The 23,562-nt window shown below is 55.9% G+C and carries 26 protein-coding genes; 19 read left to right on the top strand and 7 right to left on the bottom strand.

Annotated elements, in window-relative coordinates; genetic code table 11:
- Positions 1-145: 145 nt before the first annotated feature.
- The 3 genes from KW568_RS29950 to KW568_RS29940 are packed head-to-tail and all read right to left on the bottom strand — an operon-like array spanning position 146 to position 2,311.
- Positions 146-817: a PP2C family serine/threonine-protein phosphatase gene (locus tag KW568_RS29950; RefSeq protein WP_004577603.1), complete on the bottom strand. Its 672-nt coding sequence runs from the start codon at positions 815-817 to the stop codon at positions 146-148.
- Complete coding sequence (locus tag KW568_RS29945) at positions 814-1,515, bottom strand: hypothetical protein (protein ID WP_004577602.1); 702 nt, start codon at positions 1,513-1,515, stop codon at positions 814-816. The genes KW568_RS29950 and KW568_RS29945 overlap by 4 nt, the downstream gene beginning before the upstream one ends.
- A gap of 1 nt (position 1,516) precedes the next feature.
- A complete protein-coding gene (locus KW568_RS29940) occupies positions 1,517-2,311 on the bottom strand; it encodes a hypothetical protein (RefSeq protein ID WP_024717476.1) in 795 nt (264 codons plus the stop codon).
- 1,087 nt (positions 2,312-3,398) lie between these two features.
- Between KW568_RS29940 and KW568_RS29935 the strand changes: the two genes are divergently transcribed.
- From KW568_RS29935 to KW568_RS29905, 7 genes are all read left to right on the top strand, one after another.
- Positions 3,399-4,130, top strand: coding sequence for a hypothetical protein (locus tag KW568_RS29935; RefSeq protein WP_004577600.1), 732 nt, complete (start codon positions 3,399-3,401; stop codon positions 4,128-4,130).
- Between the two features lie 11 nt (positions 4,131-4,141).
- Positions 4,142-4,384 carry a hypothetical protein gene (locus tag KW568_RS29930; RefSeq protein WP_004577599.1) on the top strand — a complete coding sequence of 81 codons (243 nt, stop codon included), beginning with the start codon at positions 4,142-4,144 and terminating at the stop codon, positions 4,382-4,384.
- A gap of 12 nt (positions 4,385-4,396) precedes the next feature.
- Entirely contained in the window at positions 4,397-4,912 is a 516-nt protein-coding gene (locus KW568_RS29925; RefSeq protein WP_004577598.1) for a hypothetical protein, read from the top strand.
- An 18-nt stretch (positions 4,913-4,930) separates the two neighbouring features.
- Positions 4,931-5,383, top strand: coding sequence for a hypothetical protein (locus KW568_RS29920; protein WP_016487001.1), 453 nt, complete (start codon positions 4,931-4,933; stop codon positions 5,381-5,383).
- A 6-nt stretch (positions 5,384-5,389) separates the two neighbouring features.
- Entirely contained in the window at positions 5,390-5,647 is a 258-nt protein-coding gene (locus tag KW568_RS29915) for a hypothetical protein (RefSeq protein ID WP_138985814.1), read from the top strand.
- A gap of 65 nt (positions 5,648-5,712) precedes the next feature.
- Positions 5,713-6,693 carry an IS5-like element ISPa16 family transposase gene (locus KW568_RS29910; protein ID WP_012315195.1) on the top strand — a complete coding sequence of 327 codons (981 nt, stop codon included), beginning with the start codon at positions 5,713-5,715 and terminating at the stop codon, positions 6,691-6,693.
- A 159-nt stretch (positions 6,694-6,852) separates the two neighbouring features.
- A complete protein-coding gene (locus KW568_RS29905; protein WP_146048268.1) occupies positions 6,853-7,335 on the top strand; it encodes a hypothetical protein in 483 nt (160 codons plus the stop codon).
- An 84-nt stretch (positions 7,336-7,419) separates the two neighbouring features.
- Here the strand turns inward: KW568_RS29905 and KW568_RS29900 are convergent, their stop codons facing one another.
- Entirely contained in the window at positions 7,420-7,806 is a 387-nt protein-coding gene (locus KW568_RS29900; protein WP_231995378.1) for a hypothetical protein, read from the bottom strand.
- 346 nt (positions 7,807-8,152) lie between these two features.
- Here KW568_RS29900 and KW568_RS29895 point away from each other — a divergent pair, with 346 nt between their 5' ends.
- On the top strand, positions 8,153-8,395 hold the full coding sequence (locus KW568_RS29895; RefSeq protein ID WP_004575978.1) for a hypothetical protein: 243 nt from the start codon (positions 8,153-8,155) through the stop codon (positions 8,393-8,395).
- Positions 8,396-8,451: 56 nt separating this feature from the next.
- On the opposite strand, the gene KW568_RS29890 is transcribed toward KW568_RS29895, so the two are convergent.
- Complete coding sequence (locus tag KW568_RS29890) at positions 8,452-9,711, bottom strand: hypothetical protein (RefSeq protein ID WP_004575977.1); 1,260 nt, start codon at positions 9,709-9,711, stop codon at positions 8,452-8,454.
- 299 nt (positions 9,712-10,010) lie between these two features.
- Entirely contained in the window at positions 10,011-11,390 is a 1,380-nt protein-coding gene (locus tag KW568_RS29885; RefSeq protein WP_004575976.1) for a hypothetical protein, read from the bottom strand.
- Between the two features lie 359 nt (positions 11,391-11,749).
- Between KW568_RS29885 and KW568_RS29880 the strand changes: the two genes are divergently transcribed.
- The gene (locus KW568_RS29880) at positions 11,750-12,517 is read left to right on the top strand and encodes a hypothetical protein (RefSeq protein ID WP_016487005.1); all 768 of its coding nucleotides are present in this window, start codon (positions 11,750-11,752) and stop codon (positions 12,515-12,517) included.
- Between the two features lie 148 nt (positions 12,518-12,665).
- Here the strand turns inward: KW568_RS29880 and KW568_RS29875 are convergent, their stop codons facing one another.
- Positions 12,666-13,067 (bottom strand): hypothetical protein, encoded by a 402-nt coding sequence (locus KW568_RS29875; protein ID WP_016487006.1) that lies wholly within the window; start codon positions 13,065-13,067, stop codon positions 12,666-12,668.
- Positions 13,068-13,209: 142 nt separating this feature from the next.
- Between KW568_RS29875 and KW568_RS29870 the strand changes: the two genes are divergently transcribed.
- The 10 genes from KW568_RS29870 (at position 13,210) to KW568_RS29825 (ending at position 23,473) form a co-directional block, all read left to right on the top strand.
- The gene (locus KW568_RS29870; RefSeq protein WP_016487007.1) at positions 13,210-13,512 is read left to right on the top strand and encodes a hypothetical protein; all 303 of its coding nucleotides are present in this window, start codon (positions 13,210-13,212) and stop codon (positions 13,510-13,512) included.
- Between the two features lie 811 nt (positions 13,513-14,323).
- Positions 14,324-14,707 carry a hypothetical protein gene (locus KW568_RS29865; protein ID WP_004575974.1) on the top strand — a complete coding sequence of 128 codons (384 nt, stop codon included), beginning with the start codon at positions 14,324-14,326 and terminating at the stop codon, positions 14,705-14,707.
- A gap of 33 nt (positions 14,708-14,740) precedes the next feature.
- On the top strand, positions 14,741-15,271 hold the full coding sequence (locus tag KW568_RS29860) for a GIY-YIG nuclease family protein (protein WP_004575973.1): 531 nt from the start codon (positions 14,741-14,743) through the stop codon (positions 15,269-15,271).
- 228 nt (positions 15,272-15,499) lie between these two features.
- Positions 15,500-15,754, top strand: coding sequence for a hypothetical protein (locus tag KW568_RS29855; protein WP_004575972.1), 255 nt, complete (start codon positions 15,500-15,502; stop codon positions 15,752-15,754).
- A gap of 163 nt (positions 15,755-15,917) precedes the next feature.
- Complete coding sequence (gene dnaB / locus KW568_RS29850; RefSeq protein WP_004575971.1) at positions 15,918-17,447, top strand: replicative DNA helicase; 1,530 nt, start codon at positions 15,918-15,920, stop codon at positions 17,445-17,447.
- Positions 17,448-17,505: 58 nt separating this feature from the next.
- A complete protein-coding gene (gene dnaB / locus KW568_RS29845) occupies positions 17,506-18,903 on the top strand; it encodes a replicative DNA helicase (protein ID WP_004575970.1) in 1,398 nt (465 codons plus the stop codon).
- A gap of 121 nt (positions 18,904-19,024) precedes the next feature.
- Positions 19,025-19,279, top strand: a complete 255-nt coding sequence (locus KW568_RS29840; protein ID WP_016487010.1) for a hypothetical protein — start codon at positions 19,025-19,027, stop codon at positions 19,277-19,279.
- A gap of 415 nt (positions 19,280-19,694) precedes the next feature.
- Positions 19,695-20,258, top strand: coding sequence for a hypothetical protein (locus KW568_RS29835; protein ID WP_169739411.1), 564 nt, complete (start codon positions 19,695-19,697; stop codon positions 20,256-20,258).
- Between the two features lie 142 nt (positions 20,259-20,400).
- Positions 20,401-21,285 (top strand): hypothetical protein, encoded by an 885-nt coding sequence (locus KW568_RS29830; protein WP_016487012.1) that lies wholly within the window; start codon positions 20,401-20,403, stop codon positions 21,283-21,285.
- A 301-nt stretch (positions 21,286-21,586) separates the two neighbouring features.
- Positions 21,587-23,473: a phosphoadenosine phosphosulfate reductase family protein gene (locus KW568_RS29825; RefSeq protein ID WP_004575969.1), complete on the top strand. Its 1,887-nt coding sequence runs from the start codon at positions 21,587-21,589 to the stop codon at positions 23,471-23,473.
- Positions 23,474-23,562: the final 89 nt, after the last annotated feature.

Here is a 23,562-nt window from a genome sequence, read left to right as displayed (position 1 = left end):
ACGCCTGTAGAGCCACGAAAATGGTGACTCTGCAGGCTCAGCAAAAGCTGCCTCAAGGTCATTCTTTGGCGATAGCCCCCATCAGTTTTCAAAGATCAGATGAGAAAGGCCTATCTGATCCACCCAATAGTTGGCTCGGCAGGACTCACATTCTCACGTCAATCCAAGTGACATCATCACTCACGACAGCAATGTCCCCAGCTGGCTCATTGATCGCAGCAGCTTGCTGCGATTCAGTGAGCTCGGCCCAGAACCCATCTGTGGCGAAGACAAAACGAGTTCCCGCCGGTGCCGGCTGGCGTAAAAAATCAGGATTCGGAGCGCGTGTTGCTCTGAGGCTGCGGGTAACCAGATTGCGTGCAGGATCCAACGCCAATTCGCGGTGCGATCTGTCGCGCTTCCAGTTTGCTTGGCAGTGTGGAGGAGTAAACCATTCGATATTGCCGTCGTTTCCAGCCATCCCACAGGCGCAATCACCCTCATAAGCAACGGTGAGTAGGCCCTGGGATGCGACACCGATCAGATAGCTGGTGGTGCCAGTCTGGTTTGTGAATAGCTGACGGTGCATATCCACCAAGATACCGTTGAGCAATTGTTGAACTTGTTCTGGGCTGGAGTCATCTGCGCCCTGAGCTACATTGCTCAGATAGGCTCTAATCACGCCTTGTGCCAAGCCTTGCGCAAGCTGACCGCTGCCTGGTTTCGAGGTGCCATCCATAATGACAAAAAGGCCTCGTGCCCCATGGATCTCGGCGGCTGCAAAGTCGTGGTTCGCTGCTCGGTCATGCCCTTTTACGGACCTAGTTTGATATCTCATGCGAGCGCGCTCAGGTCTTTCATTCGTTGATGAATGAGCTTGGCACGCCCAGGGTTGGCTCGAACAGAGCCTGAGCTCTCAACTGCATAATCGATGCCGTTAAGTTTTGCCAGAGCGCCAATACACTCGGCAACGTATTGCCTGAGCTCTTCGCCGGCTTCACGGACCTCTGCCAATAGCTCTGGGCGTCCGTCTAGGAGGATGATGATATCCTCGACGTCCTTATGGTACGGATCGCCGTTACCCCGACCACTGAAGGCTTCGAGCTTAGTTGCCAAGAAGAATGCTGGTTTGAAGATTCGAATTGCCCGACCGCTAGGTAGCTCAAATGGTACCGCTTGAGCCAGTCCCTCTACATACCAGCGGTTAGCGTAGCCGAGAATAGACGCGTCGCTTGGCATCACATCGACGATGACATCATTGAACCTGAACCGGCAGTTCACATCATCTTCCCCAGTGATCTTGAAGCCTTTCGCTGCAAGACGCACTGTAAGCTTTTCCCAGGCAGAAATGCCTGCTAGCTCGATCACCAGGTCGACATCGTCGGTGAATCGGATGTCGTCCAGCACTGCGCTATCGGTGACCAACATAGCGGTTGTGCATCCACCGACAAAGGCACACTCAGCCAAAAACTCGTCGCCCAAACCATCAGCCACAAACGAGATAAGCTCGTAGTTGTGGTCCGCATTCGATGCCATATTACTTCACCCCCATCCCTGCTTTCAGTATGTTGACAGCCACGCCACACTCCCTTGGGCCGCCAACGCGGATCGCGTCTACAAGCGCGAGGTAATGATAAAGGGTCCTATCTATTTTTACCGCTTCGGGCACCGTCTTGTAGAGGGGCTCGATTGACTGGCCTCGCTCGCTGCCCAGTGGGTCGGGCCAGACAGGTATCAGTCCGCCAGCACTTTTTAGGCTTTTCGAAAGGGCTGGCGCAGCAAAGCCGGTAGGGATGCCACGGACGATTGCACCTGGCTTTACTGGAAAAAAGTACTTCAGAGCGTGCTCGGCAACCTTCAGCAACTCACGTCGATTCACCTTTGGAAGACCGGTGTCGAAATCGCTGGTAAGAAGGCCGGCATTGCGACAACGCGCCATGGCGTTGGAGACTTCACTTTTACTGAGGCCAAGCGACGCAGAGAGCGCCCGCAAGGAATAGTTTTCGCTCCAGCTCGTTACTGGGGTCGACGGCACCACATCCGACCAGCCCTCCCATCGGTCAGAATCGCCCATCGGTGAATCGAGTTCTTGTGGCCGAAATACCGTGTCTTCGTCATTCGGCAGCAACTGAGACAGCACCTCACCTACCGGGCCGCTAACTGACGCCAACCAACGGGGCTCTGGGTTGAGAATGTTTCTCACATGCTCAGAGGTAGATTCCAATTCCATACGGCCAAACAGGTTTTCCTCTTGAGCGTGCAGGCTAGTCATTTTGAAAAGCAACAAAATGTCTTGACTCTTCATAACTGGCTTTTCTCCGCGTGTCCACATTCCATGAATCGTGGACAACATTCTCTTGGCACTAATTAAATAGTCAAGAAAATTCTTCGTTGCCAGGCTAGAGGCCGGCATCCGTGGAAGGGCTCAATGCATTCTGGTTGAGAAATTTCCTCCGCCGATCAGAAATGGTCAAAAAAATATTGACGTGCCGGAATAAAATAAATGTCATTCGTCCACATTCCATGAATCGTGGACGTTTGTTTTTTATAAGATTTCGTCTTGTCAACTATACCCTGTCGCTTGGTGCTGCTGCTGGGGTCAGCGACAAAGGGGCCTGGGGCCCATGCGTGAGCCCTGCAGAGGCCGCCTATCGGTGGCGCTAGGTTGAGTGCATGAGCGAAGAATGAGGTGCGCAGGAGCGCATCACCGCCCCCATCCTCCACGCCTCTCCATTGGCGGCCCTTTTCCTACTTAGCGGAGGAGGGCGCTTCTGCAGGAGTTCCAGTCAAAAAAAAGCCCGCGGAGGCGGGCTTGATGGTGACCGCTGGGACCTAGTTTGGAGCCCGGCCGGTCAACTATTTGTGAAGCCAGCTTTTCTGTGAAGCTACAACGCCTGCACTGCCGGCCTGAAATGATCTGCCCCCTCTTTCCTGGTCTGCCCCAGCACTCGACATGTGGTATCATCTTATTACGCATACGTGTTATGTATCGGTTTGCTTGGTATTGCTAAGGAGGGTGTGTGATCACTGGCATAGCTCTGGGTTGCGATTACCAAGGTCGGCATTTCGGTGCGTCCTATCCCGACGCGCAGTGTGTTGATGGGTTTCTTTGGGATGAGGACAGTTGCGACGAACCAGGTGGCGCCTTGCGCCATGGCGGTGACATCCCCTGCCCAAAATGTAATTCGGCTGCGCATGCTTCGTACTTCGCCACTGAAGAAGCAGGGCTCGCGCCGGCCCCAGGTCAAAACGATCGGCAGGGGGCACTGCGTCTGATCAGTAGTCACGTTTGTCGCTGGACTGTGAACTACTCCATTCCCTCTGATCCGATGAAGGAAATGACGCTGTGACACTACATCTTGTGTCCTCTTCAGCTGCTCACAACACAATATCTAGTGGTACTAAGGAAATGAGCTACCATGCCATCTGAGTCCGATTTGCTCGAAGTGCACCAGCCAATCAACCCCGACGCGACAAGCGTTGATGTGACCTGTCCGCACTGCCATACCACCGAAGAGTTCCATGCCTCGACCTGGCGACAGCAAGACCCACAGGGGCATTTTTCGTTGGCGCCGATTCGCGCCTACGGCGTGACCTGTGCAGGCTGCCGCACTGATTTCCGTTTCAAGCTCACTGCGGCGGTAAACCCTTGGCCAGCGGGCCGCACGCTCGACGTTGCGTGTCCGGCCTGCCAGCACACGGTCACGACCCAGATTGCTGTGGTCCGGCAGATGGATGGGCCTAGCAGGCCAGACACCTGCGACGCATGCGGCAATGATTTTGAGGTGTACGCCGATGGTCGCGTGATTGTGATCGAATACGAGCGATCCAAAGGCCGGCGCAATTTGCTGCTTGAAGCTATGAAGGCCGGGGGGCAGGTGATTTTTGATCCCCGTGGCGCCGAGACTGCGCCCTTCATCACCGATGTTGAAGTGCTGCTGGGGGGCGTACCCGTAGTGATCCATGCGGATGGCACAGAGCAGTTTTTGGATGATTCGGCGGAACCTGTCCATGCCTATTCGCCACGCCTAGCAGCCGATGGGCTGGAAGCGTTCTGCAAGGCAAATATCGCCAAATACGAGGCATTCAGTGCTGAGCATGGCAATGACAAGCTCATGACCGAGCGGGTTCCTATGACCCCATTCTGGTAGGGATATCGATCATGACCACCAAGCTCAGTGAGCCGATGAAAACCGTACTGATGAAGCTGGGGACCGGCTGGGGCTGGGATGACTTCGGCGTGCATGGCCCATTGTCCTACGCTGCGCGGGTGCGTACCTGCGAAGCGCTGCGAAAGCGAGGGCTGGTGTCATTCTCGCACGGTGACTACGACCTGACGGCAGCCGGCGAGGCGCTGTCCAAGCAACTTAATGACCTGGCCAAAGCCGCCCAGGTCGCGTACTAGGGAAAATGAGCCATGAACTATCTGGATCGAGCGACCGACGAAGCGGGGTATCCGGTAATGGGGTTTGAGGCCTTCTACCAGCAAGGCATTTCCTGCTTTGTATGGGGCCTACCAAAGCCATTGGTGCGTCAGGCTTTCCAGCGCGTCTGTGCCGATCAGAAAGCACAAGGCCGCGTGGTGGCGATGTGGCAGGTGCGTGCGTTCGTATACGGCCTTTCAGGGCGCTTTGAAGGCGGGCAACGTGAACGCAAAGCGCCAGCAGGGTATCAGTGGCCAACGCCACCTGATGCGTCTTGGGAGCTGATCGTGTGCATCTATCCAGGCGGCTCATTCGACCTCGATCTGTTGCACCCGGTCAGTTGCCGCTTCTGGTCAGAGGACAACGGTTTCTTCGACGTACCAACCGAAGCCCGTTCGCTGATGAATCGCGAGTGGTTTGAGTCAATGGGCTTCGATGTGATGACCATGCAACCGGCGATGCAAGTGCAGATTGCCGACTCAAAAACGCCTCACCTGAAACCGGTGTGAGATTCAAGGAAGGTCACGATGAGAACCGTTGAGAAGATGGTACGCATGCCGGTCTGCATCGGCCAGGAACCACTGGTGGGAAACTACTACACCGTCGAGTGCAAGCTTTGCGGTTGGGTCGGGAGTTCGGAAGTGCTGACCGACGATTGCCAATGCACCCAGGATGAGGGCGACCGGCTCTGCTTGGGTGATACCGACGAAATCGGCACAGACCGCTTGCTCGAAATCGTCCAGGCCATGGACCGGCGCCATGGTGAGTCGCAAAAGGCTTACCAACAGCTTATCGAGCACACCAACGAAACCGAGCAGCACCTGGACAAGGCCGCCGAGCTGCTTGAGGAAATTGTCCAGAGCGGCCAAGCCTACCGCGAGTGCACCGACAAAGGGAGCGCGACCGGCCGGCGGGTCGCGGCCGTGCTTGGCTACGTCGCCCAGTTCCAACCAGATCCGCACCCGGCCGAGCCGGATTAAATGCCCGTGACCGAGCCCCAATGGCGCGAGTTTCGCCCAAGTAGTTGGACTCGCAGTGACCTGGCCGGTGTCTCGCAACCGCACGGCGCAGACGACCAGCCCGAGGCGGCTTATTGGCTGGCTTGGGCGCCGTACATAACAGGTGATCGAAGTGACCCAGGCCATCCCGATCAGGTGATGCGCCGGCGCTTCAAAACCAAGGAAGCTGCCATGGCCCACGTCGACAAGACCTGGCCCATGGGCCGCTGGCAACTGAACTGTTAGGGAAGGTCTGAAAAAGACTTCCCGAATCTGGTGAAATACGCCGATCCCGCCAGCCGAGTTTTTCCATGAAGCAGATGACCTTCGCCGACGCCGAGTACGCCGGCAAGCGCAAGCAGACCCGTAAAGAGCTGTTCCTGATCGAGATGGATCAGGTGGTGCCGTGGAAAGGACTGATTGCCTTGATCGAGCCGCATTACCCCAAGGGCGAAGGTGGTCGGCCCGCCTATCCTCTGCTGGCCATGCTGCGTATTCACCTGATGCAGAACTGGTTTGGCTACAGTGATCCGGCAATGGAGGAAGCGCTGTACGAGACGACCATCCTGCGCCAGTTCGCCGGGTTGAGCCTGGAGCGCATTCCCGACGAAACCACCATCCTCAACTTCCGTCGCTTGCTGGAGAAACATGAACTGGCAGCCGGCATCCTCGGCGTAATCAATGGCTACCTGGGGGATCGCGGCCTGTCGCTGCGCCAGGGCACTATCGTCGATGCCACACTGATCCACGCGCCCAGCTCGACCAAGAACCAGGACGGCAAGCGCGACCCGGAAATGCACCAGAGCAAGAAAGGGAACCAGTATTACTTTGGCATGAAGGCGCACATCGGCGTAGATGATGAGTCGGGGCTGGTACACAGCGTGGTAGGCACGGCAGCCAACGTGGCGGATATCACCCAGGTCGACAAACTGCTGCACGGTGACGAGAACGTCGTCTGCGCCGATGCCGGCTACACCGGCGTCGAAAAGCGCCCCGAACATGCTGGCCGCGAAGTGATCTGGCAGGTCGCAGCACGCCGCAGCACCTACAAGAAGCTCGATAAACGCAGCGCCCTGTACAAAGCCAAGCGCAAGATCGAGAAGGCCAAGTCACAAGTGCGAGCGAAGGTCGAGCACCCGTTTCGAGTGATCAAGCGCCAGTTCGGTTACGTGAAGGTGCGCTTCCGTGGCCTGGCCAAGAACACCGCTCAGCTGGTGACGCTGTTCGCGCTGTCGAACCTATGGATGGCGCGCCGACATTTGCTGACTACCGCAGGAAAGGTGCACCTGTAATGCGGAAAATGGCTGCTGCGAGGTGCTCGCGGCGGCCAAAAACGGAGAACTGAGCGGGTTACCTGGTCGATTTTGATCGACGGCCCGCTTTCAAAAGCAGCGAGGGCTGAAGTCGACCGGAAATACAGGGTTACTTCAGACCTTCCTTAGCGGAATCGCATGGCCGCTGGCTTAGCACTGCTGACTTTTGACACCCATTCTCAAACTGGAAAAAGCATGTCACCACTTCGAAATCTTGCCGTGTTCGGTTGTATCGCTCTGTCGCTGGCAGGGTGCAATGACAAAAAAATCAACGTGACCATCCCAATGGGCGCTGTCCTCTACGCAAAACTCTATCACCTCGGTGATCCTGCGCTTGGCACTGTTCTGCCGACCGAGTACCGGGCAGGTGGGGCTGGCAAGGTGGATTATGATTTTTCTCAGGTCCTGGCCGGCGGCGACTGCGCTCTGGGCATCCCCCTCGAATGGAACAACAGCATGAAGAAGCATGTGGCTGCGACCGCCACACTGTCGTGTGACGGAGTTGAGCAGCGAGAGCTGAAAGGCTATGTGGTCGACAAAGATGGGAAGGAAGGCCTGGACGGCGTTGCGTTGGGCGGTGTGGTCTCGTTCGTGGTGACCGAATCCGTTTCCGTGAAGTAATGACGATCACGGATTGATCGAACTAGGGGAGGGCGACGGCGCCCGACTTGAACGTCGGGCGCGAATGGTGCGGGGCGATTCGCTTTAAGCGGTCATCTGAAGGCCGAAGGACTCTGCAATACGGCCGACAATGGTCGGGAGGTCACCCTGGATCTTGAGTGCTTTGAAGTCGAGATCCTCGGTAGCCAGGCGGTCCAGGAACAGCTGCATGTCCGCGGTGATGCTTTCGGGCAGCTCGATCACTTCGCCGGTCAGCAGACTGGTCAGGGCCAGGACATCGTTCCGGTGCTTTCTGATGTCCTTACTGTCTGCCCCGCCTTCACCGTTTTCTTTGCGCTGAGACAAGTCGAGCCAGGCTTTAGCCTTGAAGGGGATAAGGCGATCGGCGCCGATATAAGTCAGCTCCTCACCCTGCTGGCGGCCGGACAGTAGGAACTGGTAATAGTCCTCGTTCAGCAAAATGGCGCTCAAGCTCGAAACCGATTCGTCTGTTGGGATGGGGTCAGCGTTGCGTTTTCTTCGTGCTCCAGGCCTTCCGGCGCCCGCGAGAATAGCTCGATCATCACGGGGTAGGAGGGATCTGTAGGCTTTTGGAACCGATAGAAAATGGGTTCAGGACGCTCGCCGCCTCTCTGCAACCGATGCAGCGCGCATCTCAGTATGCGCTGCGCACTGCACAGTGTGAAGCGCATACTGGGCGTTTCAGCCGCCATGGCTTGGCCTGCTGACTTTTCCTACAGCCGTAACGGAACCATCTGATCGACACCCATGACTCAGCAGGGGAAGGTCTGGTTTTTACCGAGCAATGGACAGGAAAATGGCTATACCAACCACCAGCGATCTGAAGCTGCCTCTCAGCTTGCACCTGGATCAGAACACCCTTGACGCGATCGAGCGCTTCAGGGCCGCACGTGCGGAGCACTTGAAGTATGCGCACGATGAGACGGTTACCAGCGCAGAATTGTTTCTGGCGCTACAGCGAGCTGAATTCGACCTGGCCACGGCGGTTGACAGGCTTTTGGTCGAACACTCCAGCATGTCGAACTGTCGGGGCTTCTAGGGCTCCGTGCTGCCCGGCTCATAGGGTGGCATGGAGGGCGGGGAGGCCTACCCGCCTCAGCCTGGAGAGCAATATTCCACCGAGATCCACAGCTCATTCACCAAGATGTTTGCCCTGGTAATGTCATGGCGAAAGACTCTGTTTTCCTTGATGGCAGGTCGGTAGCTGAACTCTCCGAAACGATCGTTGCTGATGATGTAAGCGTTCGGGGAATATGCCAATTCGATGATCATTTCATCGGCGCTGCGGCCTTTGTCGACGCGGTACGTCTCTACTGACGCTGGGAAGGTGCGTTGAATGTCCTCCCACGAAACCTGAAGCTTTCTCGTGATGCCTGGATCAAAGACCAGAATGATCTCACTGCCAGGCCAGTTTGAAAGCAGTGCCGGAACGAGTGCACTCAAAGCGTTCAGTCCGATGAACTGTTGATTCTTGCCCCGGCCACGATTGCATAGGTTGTTCCCGTCAATGATCAGCCGCTCGATTACTCGACTATCGCGCTGCCGGAGCGACGCCATTTGCTGCTCCCATTTTGCGAGCTCACGTTCAAGGTCTTCAACATCACTGGTTTTGTGCCTGACGACTTGGGCAATGTCATCTGTTCCGAAGTAGTTACTGCAAGCCCCCTTAACTTTCGCGGCCTCCACTGAACGTGGTGGTGCGTTTCGGTGGCGATCTCGGAAATCGACCGCTTGGGCCAGCTTCTCCTTGGCCACAACCAGACGCTCGCGATATTTGAGGCACTGTGCCTGCGGCACACGAATATGCTCTTCAAACCTAGAAATTTTGGCTGAAAGACTTTCAACGGCTGGCTGCAGTCTTGCGATTTGCGAACTGTAGGTGGCGTAGTCGGAATCGGTTTCGAGCCAGTCCAGGGTAGAGTGGAACTGAAGATCGTATCGAAGCCTCTGCACCAGATGCTGCTGGGTGGCTATCTCTCCATTCTCGCAAGTCAATGCATCCAACCGTGCAGCTTTTTCGGCTAACTTGGCTTCCTCTGCCTCGGACATTTTGGGGGGTTTAGGAACCCGTCCGGTCAAAGCATCGAATGCTTGCCCGAGCAACGAGCGGTTCAGTCGATAGACGGCATCGTGGACTGTTGCACGATCGATCAGGGTTAATCCACCCAGTTGGGAACGCTCTCGTTCGAGCTCCTCTAGTTTCATCTCGGCATTTTTGAGCGCCAACTTGGCATGGCCTTCATCAAAGCGATGCAGGTGGCCGTAGAGTTCGTATTGCTCCTGCAAGCCCACTTCAGCCGCAGCAAGGGCGGCGACAGCAGCTTCGTACTGCGCACTGTAGGGGTTCTGACCCATTGCGTTTCCAAATGATGGAGTTCTGCGTACAACCGATGCGCACCGTGGCACCTGCCCCATAACGCAGTTGAGCGACCACTTTAAGAGGAAGCGCTTGGAGAGTGAAGAGCAATGGGCCACGACGGTGGGCCTACGGCGAGCTGAGAGACGTAACCGGGGACGCCACGCATAGGCACACCCCGGCATTCCACTGGCGCACTTTTTGCTGGGGCACGTACGCGAGGCGGGTCATTGGGGTGACGCTTCCACGCCGAGATCCGCGCCCGCCACTCACCTGCTAGTTTATGTAGCTATTAGAGTCAGTTCTTACGGCCCTTCATCGAGGCGTGCAGCATTTTTTCAACCATATCTAAAACTAGGGTGCAGATACCTTTTATGTTGAACTCAGGCAGTTTCTCAACCCAATAAGACAGTGCTGCAAAACCCGCGTGACCAATGTCAAGGTCATCCTCTTTACAGAAAAGCGCGCTCTTCAGCATTGGGTCATCAGCCATGCTGCCAACCTGGATAACTATAAAAAAAGGTCCTGAAGTAGGTGCGTTGCCGGCAAAAAAACGGAATTCATGGCTTGCGTGTTCACCTCCTGTTAGCTCGAACATATACTTGCAGTGCCCATGGCGAGTTATATGTCCGAAGGCGGCTGTGCACTCCTCAATTGTTTTTGGATAAATGACAATTGGTAGTGTTTTAACTAAGCGCAGGAGGTCTTTGGTCATGGTTATCGATAGTGGTACCCGCCCCTTCATGAATGACCTGAGTGCCTGACTTGAAATGTGCTCAGGCAAATACTCTGCGATGGGGTACGCCAAGGCGTTTAGCGTGGCAATTAAGCCCTTGGCTTCTGGTGACCAATAATGTCTGGTTTCGTCAATAAGTTTATATTGATCACCCGCCTCGCCATCGCCATCGCCATTTGGCTCCTCATCTTCGTCCTGGAGGAACAGCCAATGTATCCAGCGATGATCGTCATTTTCCTCGCTATAGCAGTATGCTTTGCCTGTGGCCGGCATAGGTACTTGCGAGCTTTCTTTGGTTACCCAGTCGGTATCAAGACGAAAATATTCGTCTGGTCTTAAAGAGATTGATGGTAATGAGGGTGATATTGCCCGGTGTTGTTCAAGTAGATGATCTTTTCTTTTGTCATGACGGGAGGATTCTACAAAGATGCTTTGGCGTTCAGAAACCTTCTTGCCTATAAGGTTCAGTAGGGAGTCTACTGACGCTGGCTTTCTCAATAGTTCGAAATCTTCCCAGTAAATTACGGATTGCTCGTGCGCCTGAGCCTTGCTAGCGCCGAAAGTGGCGCCAGCATCGGTCACAATTTCCTTGAGCTGGCCATCAGGATCAATTAGCTGAAGGATTCCCTTCAGGGGGACGATACTCAGTAGCTCTTCGTCAATGCATAATTGGTCTGGGATGCCTTTGAGGAATGGGTTTGATGCCCAAGCTTCGTATAGAAAATTAGCTATCGAGATTTTATCATTGCGTTTGAAGAACCTCTGGTGATAGAGGTCGAGGCCCGGAACATTCAATGTCAGTGCAATTACGGGAATCAATGCAAGGTCTTCAGCTTCTGAAGGGTTTAGGCCTTCACTTACCCAGAACGCTTCACGCTCTTCGCTCACGAAAAGATATTTATGCTGAACTATGGTGAAATGATGAGTGAGCATGTCAGCCATCTGGATGGCACTTAAATATTTCCGGCTTGAGCTGTAAAGTTTCAGCTCATGGATTACGGTTTATGTTACACCAATAATTGAATTCTGCCACTTCGCTAAGAACCGGTCACTGAGCTATGCCTATCCACTCACGGGCGTGTTTTAATATTTTGATTTTATAGATTCCACTGGCGTATCTATACTTGATAGTTAGTAGTATTCCCCTGCGGGCGTCGCCTTCGCACTTCTCCGAGAGGGGTATGTGAACCGCTTTGGGATTGATTGCTGGATGGCGGTGGCTCCCCCAGAGCACAAAGCGGCGTAGGAATCCCCTGAATGGTTGTAGTACTAGGAAGTGACGGCACTCGAAAGGATGAGCGATGAATCAGTATAAAATTGTTGAGCGAGAACTAGCGCGAGCCGAGGCTCTGATTGCTGGTTACCTTGGTTTGTACGCAGGCAGCATTGACCTGGCCTACTTCAACGCAGCCTCACTCAAGCGGGTAACTCCAGAGTTCAAGCGTTGTGTGCAGGTCATCCAGGATCTCGCTGCCATGCCGGTGGTGAGTCAATCTGCGACACGCAACATGGTGACCGCAGTGGACCGATTGGCCGACCTGGTTCGGGCACCTCAAATGAAGCCTTCAACTCGTACCCTCTGGGCTATTGAGGATTGGATTCGTCGCACCCCGCTGGCCGTGGTGCGCCATCTGGCCGCGATTGTAGGGCCTGTGGCAGCGGGTATCTGGGGAACCATCGATAGTAGTGCAGAAGCGGATGTAGGCGTGGCGATTGCTGCGGCCCTGGTGATGCTGTCTTTCGGCTGCAGCCTGAGCCATCTCCGCGACCCAGATCACTCTATTCAGAAGGGGTTGCTGGCGTTCCTTGGAGCCGGTGCCTTGATCCTCGTGACGAAGGGCGTCCTGCTCACATTCTTTGCTTTCGCAGTCATCTCCGCGGGCTTCTTCATTCGAGATGTCGCAGTGTGGTGCCGCAGATCGAAGTCGGGCGCTGGAGCTGGAAATCGTGGTGGTGATGAGCTGTTTGAGGGCAATGACAGCCTCTATACGCCGGAGGAGCTCTACGACATTGGTGGTGGGCCTGGGCCTGCACTTAGTGAGTACGGCCTTGCCAAGGACGATGATTGAGCCCGTCACCTTCGACTCAGGGCGGTTGCGCCGTGAAGTTGAGGTCTAGGGCCTAGGCTAGGCCTGGCAGCTACTTGAGGGGCAATGGCTTCAATGACGCTCGGCCTCGACTTACAGGCTGGGACTAGGCCGAGCAGATGATACGGTTTTACTTACCTTCGCCGTTTGCCCGGGCGAACTGCGCAATGTCCAGTGCCGACCCATCGTAGAGGTCGATCGGCGTGTAACACCACTCGACGAACCATTCCTGGACCTGCCGGCGGGTGAGGGGGCCATACGATCGCTGGATTTTGTTGAGGCTGACGAGCCCGCAGATAGGATTGATGATCCAAAAGCCAATGTGCTTGGCGCTGAGGAAATAGGTTGCGGCGTAGAAAATGGCTGACGCGGTCTTCCCGTACAGCTCACGGATCTGAAGCATCGGGTAAAAGAACACAGCTGACGTGACCAGTGCGCAGATAGCCACAAGGAGCCACTGATTCCACAGCTTTAAGGCCATAAAGCCTGTAACCCACCATTGCTGTCGCTTGTCCAAATCGTCCCATTTCATTCTGTTTAGTGTCCTTATGCAGGGGCCTGAGGGCTGTAGAAATGTAAGGCAATGGGCCTTGATGCTCGATTTCGATACTACATGAATTATCTGTACGCGTTATGTGTTATTTTCTCGCCATGCAAACCATGTCGGGAGATCAATGGTGACTTCAGCAAAACACACCCGCAGACGTGCGGTTTATTGGGGGGTAGCTTTGCTGGCCCTGGTCGGCGGGCCGTTGGCTTATAAGGGCCTTGGGTTGAACAATCTGAGGACCAGTTTTTCCTCGGCGACGAGCGAGGAAATTCAGGCGGCGGCCCGTGATTCCAAATGCGCGACTCGGCTCCTGGTGGATGCCAATCGGAGTGCGCAAGACATCCGGGTCAGGGATCTGGATTGGGTCAAGGAGCGCTGTGCATTAGTTGAGCGCCAGGCAGCGGCGTTCGAGGGAACGGCACAATGAGTAGCTCCAAAACCGCGGCCTGCCGGCGGACCTCCAAAATTCAGATTCGGCGCAAATATGTGGTGGGCGCCGTCTGCCTTCTCGCGTTTCTCGCTTCGTCGTTCGCATATCAATTGCCAGGCCTTACCGCTAAGGCCGCTTCCTTTGTGGTTGGGTACTGGGCGGCACTGCCGTTTGTACACCTGGCTACAGGGCATGGGTTCGGCTTCAAGAAGAAACGGGCAGCACCTTGCGGCGGCGCTTGCGTAGATGTCCACGAGCGCTGTGATGCTCAACGCGAGGGTGAGGAGGCTTCCCAGGAGCAAGCTGACGGTGCTCCGCATACCGGGCCGGCAATCTCGCGTTCACCGTCCGTCCAGTCCCAGTAATCAGTACAGGTCGAATCGAGATGAAACGAAAATTCAAGAATGGTGATTCTGGCTGGAAGACAAACTGGCTCGGAGTTTGTGAGCGACCTCGGTTTTTCACAATCCACACACTCAAAGCGCTCGCAATGATCGTTGTATTCACGATTCTGAGCTTATTGCGCTCAGCAGCGGTTTTAGTACTGGTTGCCCTGCTAGTCTCCTTGGTTGGAAAATTATTCACTCCTCTTGAGCTATTGGACGCTCAAAGTCGTGCGGTCCTGGATGGGCCGCGAGACTATTTTGTACTGACAATTATGGGCCTGATTTGGCATGGACTGGTGTGTGATTCATTCACTGCCTTTCGGAAGTGGCGGCAGCGGCGGAGTCGCAATGAAATTAAAATGAGCTGATTTCTTGGGCTGCTCATAAATCGAACTCAATTTTAGGAATAAGGAACATTTCTTATGCTTGTCAAAAAATGGAAAGCCATTGATCCGACAGTTAGAGATTATCTTATCGCCGTACCTATAGCGCTAATGTTGGTGGCCTTGGTTATATTGGGTGACTACCATTACTCTCCGGATAAAGTTACGCGGCCTGCTGGAGAGGTGAAGTCTCTTGTGCTGCATGACTCTGCTTTCTCGACCATTACGACCCTGGAAACAACGGACGGCTGGTATCAGCTTGAAGGGGCAGTCTCGGGGGCTAAGGGCGATGTCGTGAGCATTCAAGCTCAGGGCGCATACAGGAAAGCGTGCATTGCATCCCAGGATAGAAGGCGTGTTACGATATTCGCTGAGTATGATTTAAATAGTAATGCCCAGTCAGTGAAATCAAGGGACCGATAGCTCCATTAAGCATCACCGAGGAATTTAGGCTACATGAACGTCCAGGAAAAATTGCGTCACTACGAAGCTGCACTCAAAGCGGCCCCGCGGCGAATTTTGGCCGGTAAACATGACTGGAAAAAGGACATCACACGTGACGCTGGCGTTTACGTGATCTGGGAAGCCGGTGTTGCACGATACGTCGGTGAGACATCGGCATTACGCGCCCGAATGCGTGACCTTACCTCCGTTAAAAACCACTCATTTGCGAAGGGCACCTGTGATCGCTTCGGTATTGATGCCAGCGACAAAGAGGGTCTAGTCAAAGTGTATTCGAGTAACTACGAACTGTCCTTCTGCGCAATTCCATTAGGTCGCAAGGAAGTCGAGGAGTACCTGATCTTGCGCTGGCGCTCTAGTCTGTGGAATAAGGTGACATCACGGCTGCTCGTTGGGCACCAATACAATTGGGTTGTTCCTGCAGCATCCACCTCCGAGAATGAAGCCGGCGGTACAACTGCCATCCAGGCGCTGCAAAGCAATCCGGCGGAAGAGTTCGATACTGAGCTGGCGGAAGAGCTTTAGTGCTTACCCCTTGTTCTGTATTCCAGCGTTTCCGACCCACCTCATGGTTCCGCAGGAATAATAGAAATTTCAGTTAGTTATGTGTCGTTTTCGTGCCTTGGGCATTTGATTGACATTCGATACGGCTTTCAGGATTATAGGTACGTGTTACGATTTTTTGGCTGTATCCCGCCGCTAAGGATGTGAGTTCAGCCGCAGTCGCCCCGAGTCCCTCTCTGGAGATTTTCAATGTTGAACCCAACAACGAATGCCGAACCCGCAGACCAGACCTTCGATGATGCTGGTCTGAAGGCCGCGTTGCAGGAGTTCAGCGACAAGATCCAGGCCGCTACTGGCCGTTCAGTGCTGCCACTTGAACTCAAAGCATTCCGCGCCCAGGTCGCTACCTGCATAGCTCACCGGCAGCCACGGGTGGTTCAGTTGGGCCTTTGCGACTTTCAAACCCGCAGTGGGCGGGCTGCGTTGATTGAGGTCAAGTTCTAACCAGGATGGCCACCCAGCGCAAGGTAGTTGCGTTCAAGGCACCCAAACAAGGAACATCGTGCCCGAAACCCAGCTGTCAGCTCGCACCAGGGCCTCAATAAGGTACTGCTCGCAGCTTTCGGCCCGATCCACCCCCAGCATTTCCATGAGTAAGGCCTGAGGTTTGAACGACCATATCCATCTAGCGGCTGAATACGAACAGACCCCGAGCCGGGAGCTGCCGCATTCTGTTGAAGCCGAACAGGCCATTCTAGGCGGGTTGCTGAACGACCCACGGGCGTGGGTGCGAGTCTCTGACCTGGTCGTCGAATCTGATTTTTTCCGCGCAGACCACAGGCTCATTTTCAAGGCTATTGCCAAGCTGCTTGAAGAGGGGAATGCGCTTGATGTCGTCACAGCGCAAGAGGCGCTGGAAAGAACGGGTGAGCTCTCGAATGCAGGTGGCTTGGCCTATCTGAAAGAGCTTTCCGATAACACCCCGTCTGTCGCCAACATCGCGTCTTTTGCACGCGTCGTCAGCGAGCGGTCTCAGTTCCGGAAGATCATCGGCGTTTGCACGGAGATCGAGCAAAGCGCCAGCGCCCCGGACGGCCGTACCGCGGAAGATCTTGTGCATGATGCCGAAGCAAAGATGCTGTCCGTGGCCGGTCAACGGCCGAAAGAGGGCGGGCCGGTAGGTATCGAGGCTCTGCTCAGAAAAGCCGTCGAGAAGATTGAGACCGCCCATGAGTCTGGCCTTGAGTCGCTTGGCCAATCGACGGGCTTCACCGACCTCGACAGCAAGCTGAGCCTGTTGCGCCCGGCCGACCTCGTGATTGTGGCCGGCCGGCCATCCATGGGCAAAACCACGTTTGCCATGAACATCGTGGAAGAGGCCGTTCTGCGATCGGAAAAAGTGGTCGTGGTCTACTCCATGGAGATGCCGGGCGATGCCCTGCTGACTCGCATGCTCTCCTCAATGGGAAGCATTGACCAGTCGCGGGTCCGCTCAGGGAAGCTCTTGAATGAGGACTGGACCAAGCTGACCAAGGCTGCCAACGCGCTCAACAAGAATGAGCGCTTCTTCATTGATGACACCCCGGCCTTGAGTCCCTCGGATATGCGCAGCCGCACACGTAGGCTTCGGCGCGTGCACGGCGAGATTGGCTTGATCATGGTGGACTACCTGCAGCTGATGCAGATCCCCGGGTACGGCGGCCTGAATCGGACCAACGAGATATCGGCTATCTCCAGGTCGCTCAAGGCTTTGGCGAAGGAGTTCAATTGCCCCGTGATTGCTCTCTCGCAGCTCAATCGCTCGGTGGAGCAGCGCAAGGACAAGCGACCTGTGAATTCCGACCTGCGCGAGTCCGGTGCTATCGAGCAAGACGCAGACGTGATCATGTTTGTGTATCGAGATGAGGTGTACAACCCCGACTCCCGTTTTGCTGGTACCGCAGAGATCATCATCGGCAAGCAGCGAGAAGGCCCGACCGGTTTCGTCCGGCTTGGTTTCGAGGGTCGATACACACGCTTCGTTAATTTGGAGCCGGGTACGCACGACTTCACTGAACAAGAGATGGGGGTAGAGAGGATTGACCCTAACCCACGCCTTGGCCGCATGCCCGTCCAGAAGCTCGCAGAAGGGGCGGCGAACAAAGTCGAGAGCAAGGGTAGGGGGCGGCGCCGAAAAGGCGCGAGAAAGCCGCCATAAAGCCCGTTGACGCCTCTCCACTCGCAAGCGCCCTCAACTTACTGAACAAGATGCCCACATGAACGAAGACTACGCTTCAGAGCAGCTCGACCTACAGACTTCCTCGCTGAAGGTGCCACCGCACTCTATCGAGGCAGAGCAATCCGTGCTCGGTGGTCTCATGCTCGATAACAATGCCTGGGAGCGCGTGCTCGATCAGGTCTCCGACGGCGATTTCTACCGGCACGATCACCGGCTTATTTTCCGCGCCATTCACAAGCTGGCGGACCTGAACGAGCCATTCGATATCGTCACGCTGCATGAGCGCCTGGACAAGGAAGGGCTGAGCAGCCAGGTTGGCGGGCTGGCATATCTGGCAGAGCTGGCCAAGAACACCCCTTCGGTGGCCAACATCAAAGCCTATGCTGCGATCATCAGGGAGCGGGCGACCCTGCGCCAGCTGATCAGCATCAGCACGGACATCGCAGACAGTGCCTTCAACCCTGAAGGCCGGAACGCTTCGGAGATCCTCGACGAGGCCGAACGGCAGATTTTCCAGATTGCTGAAGCCCGGCCCAAAACCGGCGGGCCGGTGGGTGTCAAAGATCTCCTGACGATGGCCATCGATCGCATCGACACGTTATTCAACTCTGACAGCGACATCACTGGCGTTTCGACCGGCTTCACCGACCTGGACGAGAAGACCAGCGGCCTGCAGGCGGCCGACCTCATCATTGTGGCCGGCCGGCCGTCGATGGGTAAGACGACCTTCGCCATGAACCTGGTGGAAAACGCTGTGCTGCGGTCCGAGAAAGCGGTGCTCGTGTTCTCGCTCGAAATGCCAGGTGAGTCGCTGATCATGCGTATGCTGTCATCGCTCGGCCGCATCGACCAAACCAAGGTGCGTTCCGGCCAGCTGGATGACGATGACTGGCCGCGATTGACCTCGGCGGTGAATCTGCTCAACAACCGCAAACTGTTCATCGACGACACCGCCGGTATCAGTCCCTCGGAGATGCGTGCACGGACCCGGCGGCTCGCCCGCGAGCACGGCGAGATTGGCATGATCATGGTTGACTACCTGCAGTTGATGCAGATCCCGGGCTCCGCCGGCGACAACCGGACCAATGAGATTTCCGAGATCTCTCGTTCCCTCAAGGCCCTGGCCAAGGAGTTCAACTGCCCGGTAATCGCCCTGTCGCAGCTGAACCGTTCCCTGGAGCAGCGGCCGAACAAGCGCCCGGTGAACTCCGACTTGCGTGAATCCGGTGCGATCGAGCAGGACGCCGACGTGATCATGTTCGTGTACCGCGACGAGGTGTACCACCCCGAGACCGAGCACAAGGGTGTGGCTGAAATCATCATCGGCAAGCAGCGTAACGGCCCCATCGGTTTTGTGCGCCTGGCGTTCATCGGCAAGTACACCCGCTTCGAGAACCTCGCGCCGGGCATGTACAACTTCGACGATGATGAGTAGTGAGTAGCGATAGCCTGCGCCGGTAGGACTGGGCTGTCGATGTCGTTTTGCCGAGCAGATTTCATGCTCGGTGTTGAGCATCTCCAGGATACGAAGCCTACATCCTCCTGGAGATGCCAATATGAATCAGCTGCTCGTATCCGAACTCACCTGGCCACAACAGGTCGCCCTAAACGACTACACCCTTTTTACCCAACGCCTGCCCATTGAGGGCTCCGCCAAGGCCGAGCATTGGCTTGAGCGCAAGCGCAAAGACTTCCTCGCCTGCATCATGCACATCAACGAGCAGGCCAGTTACACCGCCTTCCTTGCCCGCCTAATCAAAGAAACTCCATCGCCCGCCGCCCGGGCTGCTGAACTGGCCTCTCGCCAGTGAGGCCGCGGCTGCTGGTCCTGGTCTTGATCAAAGGAAAACCCCGGCTGACTGATATTCAGGGTCTTTTCCGGTTAGCCATCACCGCACGCAGCTCTGACGAGTGCGCTTGCTGCGTGGTCAGCTTTCAGTAAACGCTTTACACACCCCGGCCAAGGCTGGGGGTTTTACCGTTTGGCGGTCCATCAGGTCTCACCACTGGCCCGGCAAATCTGTTTGATTCGTATACTCGCCCAAGGTACTACGCGTATCGGCCGGCTGCGGGCGTTAGCAGTCAAGTGCCTTACCGATCTAGTGGCATCCCCTCCACCCTTGTGGCTGCCCCGCCAGCCTATTAGGCTCTGCCCCGCCCGTAATCTGCAGTTGACGTGCATGTGATGAGACAAATTAATCAGCTTGAATGTGGGGATTCTGGGGTATGAGGCGGCAAAAAGCAGATCCGCGTGATGCGCATATGGCTAGCTACGAGCAATTTGCCTGGCAGGATGCACTGGCGTTGGCGACTTGGTTGAAGCAGTCCTTCGACCTGGTACAGGTAAAAGAGACCTTCGATGCCCTTTCAGTTGATCAACTCCACGTGTTCGAAACGGAATCAGAAGGCTTCATCCGGGAGCTGTTAGCCAAACCTGTAAGTCAACGTCCAGCCTACTTGCGCAAGGTCGGCAAGAATGCAGGTGAAATGACCCAGGCTGTTCTGATAGTCCTCGCGATCATAGCGCAGGTCCGGGTTATGGAGGTGATCGAGATCCGTGACCGCTTCCGCTACTCGCTGTATCCAGGCGGCGCCAACCGAGCGACCTGCGCCAGCATCTACGCATTCAACAACGAAATGAGGAATGTCACCTTCATGGGTTGGCCGACGCGGGTGTTCGAGGCGCTCGCTGAGCAGGACGCCAAGCACGAGGAGTTTTGGGCGAAGCATGGAGACATGCTGGAACAATGGGCGGCTGCCGCCGGTCCGCGCCCCTCTGAGGCAGACTGATCTCATACCTCAGGGGTTTCTCCTGCGCGCCCAGTTAACCGCTGGTGACAGATCCAGCGCCCGTTGATCACCACACAGCCTGACACTGTGATTAAATACAGTTAGCACCCTGCCATCACCAATTGACTTGGAGATTGACCAGTTGTTGACTGAAGAACCGGAGCTCATTTCAAGCTACGACGATCTGCGGGCCAGGCCGGATTTTGAAGAGGCTTTGGCATTCTTCCCTCACGACCAGCGGCGTTTTGGCGCTGTCCTGGCTCCATACCGCTTTCAGGATAGAGTCAGTTGCGGGATTGCCAGCTGCCGCCAACCGCACCTCACTGGGTACCTGATTTCTACCAGCGACGGGAAAGAGACGGCGATCGGCGGTGACTGTGGCAGGACTCACTTTGGGGTCTCGTTCAATCGGGAACGAAAACGCATTGATGCACTCATTGATCGGCGCCGGCGGATCGACACCATCACTGCGATGATTGAAGGCCTTGGCGCAATGATGCCCCTCATCGAGCAGCTGGACCGTGACTATCAGGCCTTGGTCCAACTGAAGCAGCGCCTCATGGGCGCTATCGGTACCGTGACCTACCAGCGCCTTAAAGGCAGAGCGGAGCGCGGTTATGCGGCGATCGAGAAGGAAGTGCCCATGACCGAGCGAGAAGCAGAGGCGTTCTTCGCGACGAGCAATCGCAGGCCAGATGACGGCCTTGGATGGCCCACGAACACCGTGGTACTCGCCAGGATCGATGGACTCGACTTCTTCAAGGGTGACACGAAGACTTTGATGATCAGCAACCTGATCACTCCGATCCGCAACTTGGCCACAACTTCGCCGGCGGACGTGCTCACGATGAAGCCGCGGGCATTGGGCGCCACCGCCAAGTGGGTTGGCGAGGTGCCAATGCACCTAGCCAGAGCTCAGGCAGTTGTGGCAGCGGGAAATGCGTTTTTCAGCGCATCAAACCTACAGCACCTAGCTCTACTCGGCGCCAGCGCTGCGCCGCTACAACTCATGATCGAAACGCTCTGACCTGGTTGGCGCAGGACCTGGCCAGTCTGCGCCTTCCCCATGCCTCTCGCCCATCACGTCCCCAACGTTCGACATCGCGTGGGTGCTTGTATGTGAAGGCATTATGAGAGGTCGCCAGGTGCTACCTGATGACTCAGATAACCAGGCGCCTGGCATGTGCTGCTTCGACGATGAAGAGTAGTTAATGGCGATAGCCTGAGCCGGATTGATTGGACAGCCGATGTCGTCAAGTTCAGAAGATTCATGCTCGCTGTTGAGCATCCCCACGATACGAAGCCTACTTCCTTCTGGAGATGCCAACATGAATCAGATGCTTGTACCCGAACTGATCGCCTTAAACGACTACACCCACGCTATTCCAGCCCTGGACAGTGCTGGTCGCTTTGCCCGGATCGTTGCGCGAGCGGAAGCCTGCATTGCGCGCATCGACCAGATCATCGATCAAGGATTCACCTGCAGCTCTGCTACCTCGTTCGGTAAGGACAGCACGGTTGTGCTGGTACTGATGCTGGAGGCTATCCGGCGCCGTGTCGAGGCCGGGTTGTACGTGCCGGCGGCTTTTGTCACAAACGCCAACACCGGCACTGAAAACCCAGGCATGGACATCTATGCCGAGGCGATGATCACTGAGCTGGAGATGTATTGCACCAAGCAGAGATTGCCAATCACAGTGGTCAAAGTGCAGCCCTCGATGACCTCGACGTTTGCCTACGCCACCCTTGGCCGTGGAAAACTGCCGGTCTTTGCTGGCGCCTCTCGAAGCTGCTCGATCGACTGGAAGCTGCGCCCGCAGCAGAAGGCCCTCAAGCAGCTGCTTTCGACGCTGCAGTCTCCAGGTGAGCTAGTGACCTTCGTGGGCACCCGTTTGTCAGAGTCGGCAACCCGTGCGGCCAATATGCGCGAACGGGGTGAGGAGGAGGCTGGCCGGCTGGTGCTCAATGAGCACGGCTCGTACAACTGCTCGATCATCGCTGACTGGGAGATGGAGGAGGTGTGGGAGTTCCTCATGGCGTGCGAGGCGAAGCGTGGCGGTCCTTATCGGACCTTCGTCGATAACTTCGATTGGTGCCTGGAGCTCTACAAGGAAGCCAATGAAGGCACGTGCGCGATCATTACCGGCGACGGTGGTAACAAGGCGGCGTGCGGATCTCGCTTTGGCTGTGCCTGGTGCACGGTCACCGGTGAGCGTGACAAGTCCATGGAGGCAATGATTGCGTCTGCGCCCGAGAAACACGGGCACATGTCCGGGATAAATCGCTTCCGGAACCATCTCATCAACACCCGCTGGGATATGGGGCGTCGAGACTGGATCGGGCGAACACACTCGGACGCCGGCTACATCAACGTCACAGGAACAGCTTACAACGCAGAAATGCGCCGTGAACTGTTGCGGTACCTGCTGACCCTGGATGTGTTGGAGGAGGAGCGGGCAGAGGAGCACGATGCGCGGATGTTCCGCGGCGAGCTGGAAAGGACGGAATCCAACGAGATCCTTCGTGGAGTCACCTTCCAATTCATCACGGCGAAGAATCTGCTGGCCATCGACTTTGCCTGGTCACTGAGCTACGGCTTCGACCATGCCTTCCCGGCCTTGTCGGAGTGGTATGAGATCCGTGTCTTGGGGAAGCGCTACCTGATCGACGATGTCACTCCCGTAGAGAAGGGCATCATCCCAGAGCAGCGCTGGTTCAAGTTCGATGACTGGCAGAGTCCGGCGCAGGAGATGGGCTTGCAGGATGCCTACCTCGAAGCCACCAACAAGCACCGCTACCCTGGACGTCCGGCAATGCGAACGATCCGTGACCGCTTTGAGGGTAAGGATCGCAACATCGTCTACTACGAAGAAGCCGCCGAGATGGAGATCGACCCGGCAGATGCAATGTGTTTCGTAGACGAGTTCGATGATGCGTTCTACACCTTGGCAAAAAGCCTGGCTCCGACTGATAGTGCCAAGTTCTACCTGAACAACGGCATGGTCAAATTGGCCAAGGGCAAGGCTGCTGAGTACGATGCAATGGCTCGCCGAGCGCAATTCTGGCAACGCATGGCGCGCGATCTAGCGGGTACCGATCTGCGTTCCTACATACGCCATCATTCGATCAGTAACGCCGAGCACGAACAGGTCCTGGAGTCGATGAAGGTTGATTCTGCGGTTCAAAATCTGGCGATCTCGGATCTATTTGCTTAACTCATCAAAGGCTACCTCTCAAGAGGTAGCTTTTTTTTTGACGTCGCTGACCTAACCCTATCTTGGGCGGAGCTTTCAGAATCTGCACA

The organism is Pseudomonas sp. HD6515 (genome assembly GCF_024971855.1).
GTDB lineage: Bacteria > Pseudomonadota > Gammaproteobacteria > Pseudomonadales > Pseudomonadaceae > Aquipseudomonas > Aquipseudomonas alloputida.
Note: the sequence above shows the minus strand (reverse complement) of the source record. Positions and strands in the feature narration are given on the sequence as shown.

Excerpts from the sequence above, each read along its gene's own strand:
- KW568_RS29885 (WP_004575976.1), bottom strand. The coding sequence starts at position 11,390 with ATGGCTGACATGCTCACTCATCATTTCACCATAGTTCAGCATAAATAT.
- dnaB (WP_004575970.1), top strand. The coding sequence starts at position 17,506 with ATGAACGAAGACTACGCTTCAGAGCAGCTCGACCTACAGACTTCCTCG.
- KW568_RS29880 (WP_016487005.1), top strand. The coding sequence starts at position 11,750 with ATGAATCAGTATAAAATTGTTGAGCGAGAACTAGCGCGAGCCGAGGCT.
- KW568_RS29945 (WP_004577602.1), bottom strand. The coding sequence starts at position 1,515 with ATGGCATCGAATGCGGACCACAACTACGAGCTTATCTCGTTTGTGGCT.
- KW568_RS29865 (WP_004575974.1), top strand. The coding sequence starts at position 14,324 with ATGCTTGTCAAAAAATGGAAAGCCATTGATCCGACAGTTAGAGATTAT.
- KW568_RS29895 (WP_004575978.1), top strand. The coding sequence starts at position 8,153 with ATGGCTATACCAACCACCAGCGATCTGAAGCTGCCTCTCAGCTTGCAC.
- KW568_RS29920 (WP_016487001.1), top strand. The coding sequence starts at position 4,931 with ATGAGAACCGTTGAGAAGATGGTACGCATGCCGGTCTGCATCGGCCAG.
- KW568_RS29910 (WP_012315195.1), top strand. The coding sequence starts at position 5,713 with ATGAAGCAGATGACCTTCGCCGACGCCGAGTACGCCGGCAAGCGCAAG.
- KW568_RS29905 (WP_146048268.1), top strand. The coding sequence starts at position 6,853 with ATGGCCGCTGGCTTAGCACTGCTGACTTTTGACACCCATTCTCAAACT.
- KW568_RS29840 (WP_016487010.1), top strand. The coding sequence starts at position 19,025 with ATGAATCAGCTGCTCGTATCCGAACTCACCTGGCCACAACAGGTCGCC.
- KW568_RS29855 (WP_004575972.1), top strand. The coding sequence starts at position 15,500 with ATGTTGAACCCAACAACGAATGCCGAACCCGCAGACCAGACCTTCGAT.
- KW568_RS29950 (WP_004577603.1), bottom strand. The coding sequence starts at position 817 with ATGAGATATCAAACTAGGTCCGTAAAAGGGCATGACCGAGCAGCGAAC.
- KW568_RS29875 (WP_016487006.1), bottom strand. The coding sequence starts at position 13,067 with ATGAAATGGGACGATTTGGACAAGCGACAGCAATGGTGGGTTACAGGC.
- KW568_RS29890 (WP_004575977.1), bottom strand. The coding sequence starts at position 9,711 with ATGGGTCAGAACCCCTACAGTGCGCAGTACGAAGCTGCTGTCGCCGCC.
- KW568_RS29925 (WP_004577598.1), top strand. The coding sequence starts at position 4,397 with ATGAACTATCTGGATCGAGCGACCGACGAAGCGGGGTATCCGGTAATG.
- KW568_RS29860 (WP_004575973.1), top strand. The coding sequence starts at position 14,741 with ATGAACGTCCAGGAAAAATTGCGTCACTACGAAGCTGCACTCAAAGCG.
- KW568_RS29870 (WP_016487007.1), top strand. The coding sequence starts at position 13,210 with ATGGTGACTTCAGCAAAACACACCCGCAGACGTGCGGTTTATTGGGGG.
- KW568_RS29940 (WP_024717476.1), bottom strand. The coding sequence starts at position 2,311 with ATGTGGACACGCGGAGAAAAGCCAGTTATGAAGAGTCAAGACATTTTG.
- KW568_RS29835 (WP_169739411.1), top strand. The coding sequence starts at position 19,695 with ATGAGGCGGCAAAAAGCAGATCCGCGTGATGCGCATATGGCTAGCTAC.
- KW568_RS29825 (WP_004575969.1), top strand. The coding sequence starts at position 21,587 with ATGAATCAGATGCTTGTACCCGAACTGATCGCCTTAAACGACTACACC.
- KW568_RS29930 (WP_004577599.1), top strand. The coding sequence starts at position 4,142 with ATGACCACCAAGCTCAGTGAGCCGATGAAAACCGTACTGATGAAGCTG.
- KW568_RS29935 (WP_004577600.1), top strand. The coding sequence starts at position 3,399 with ATGCCATCTGAGTCCGATTTGCTCGAAGTGCACCAGCCAATCAACCCC.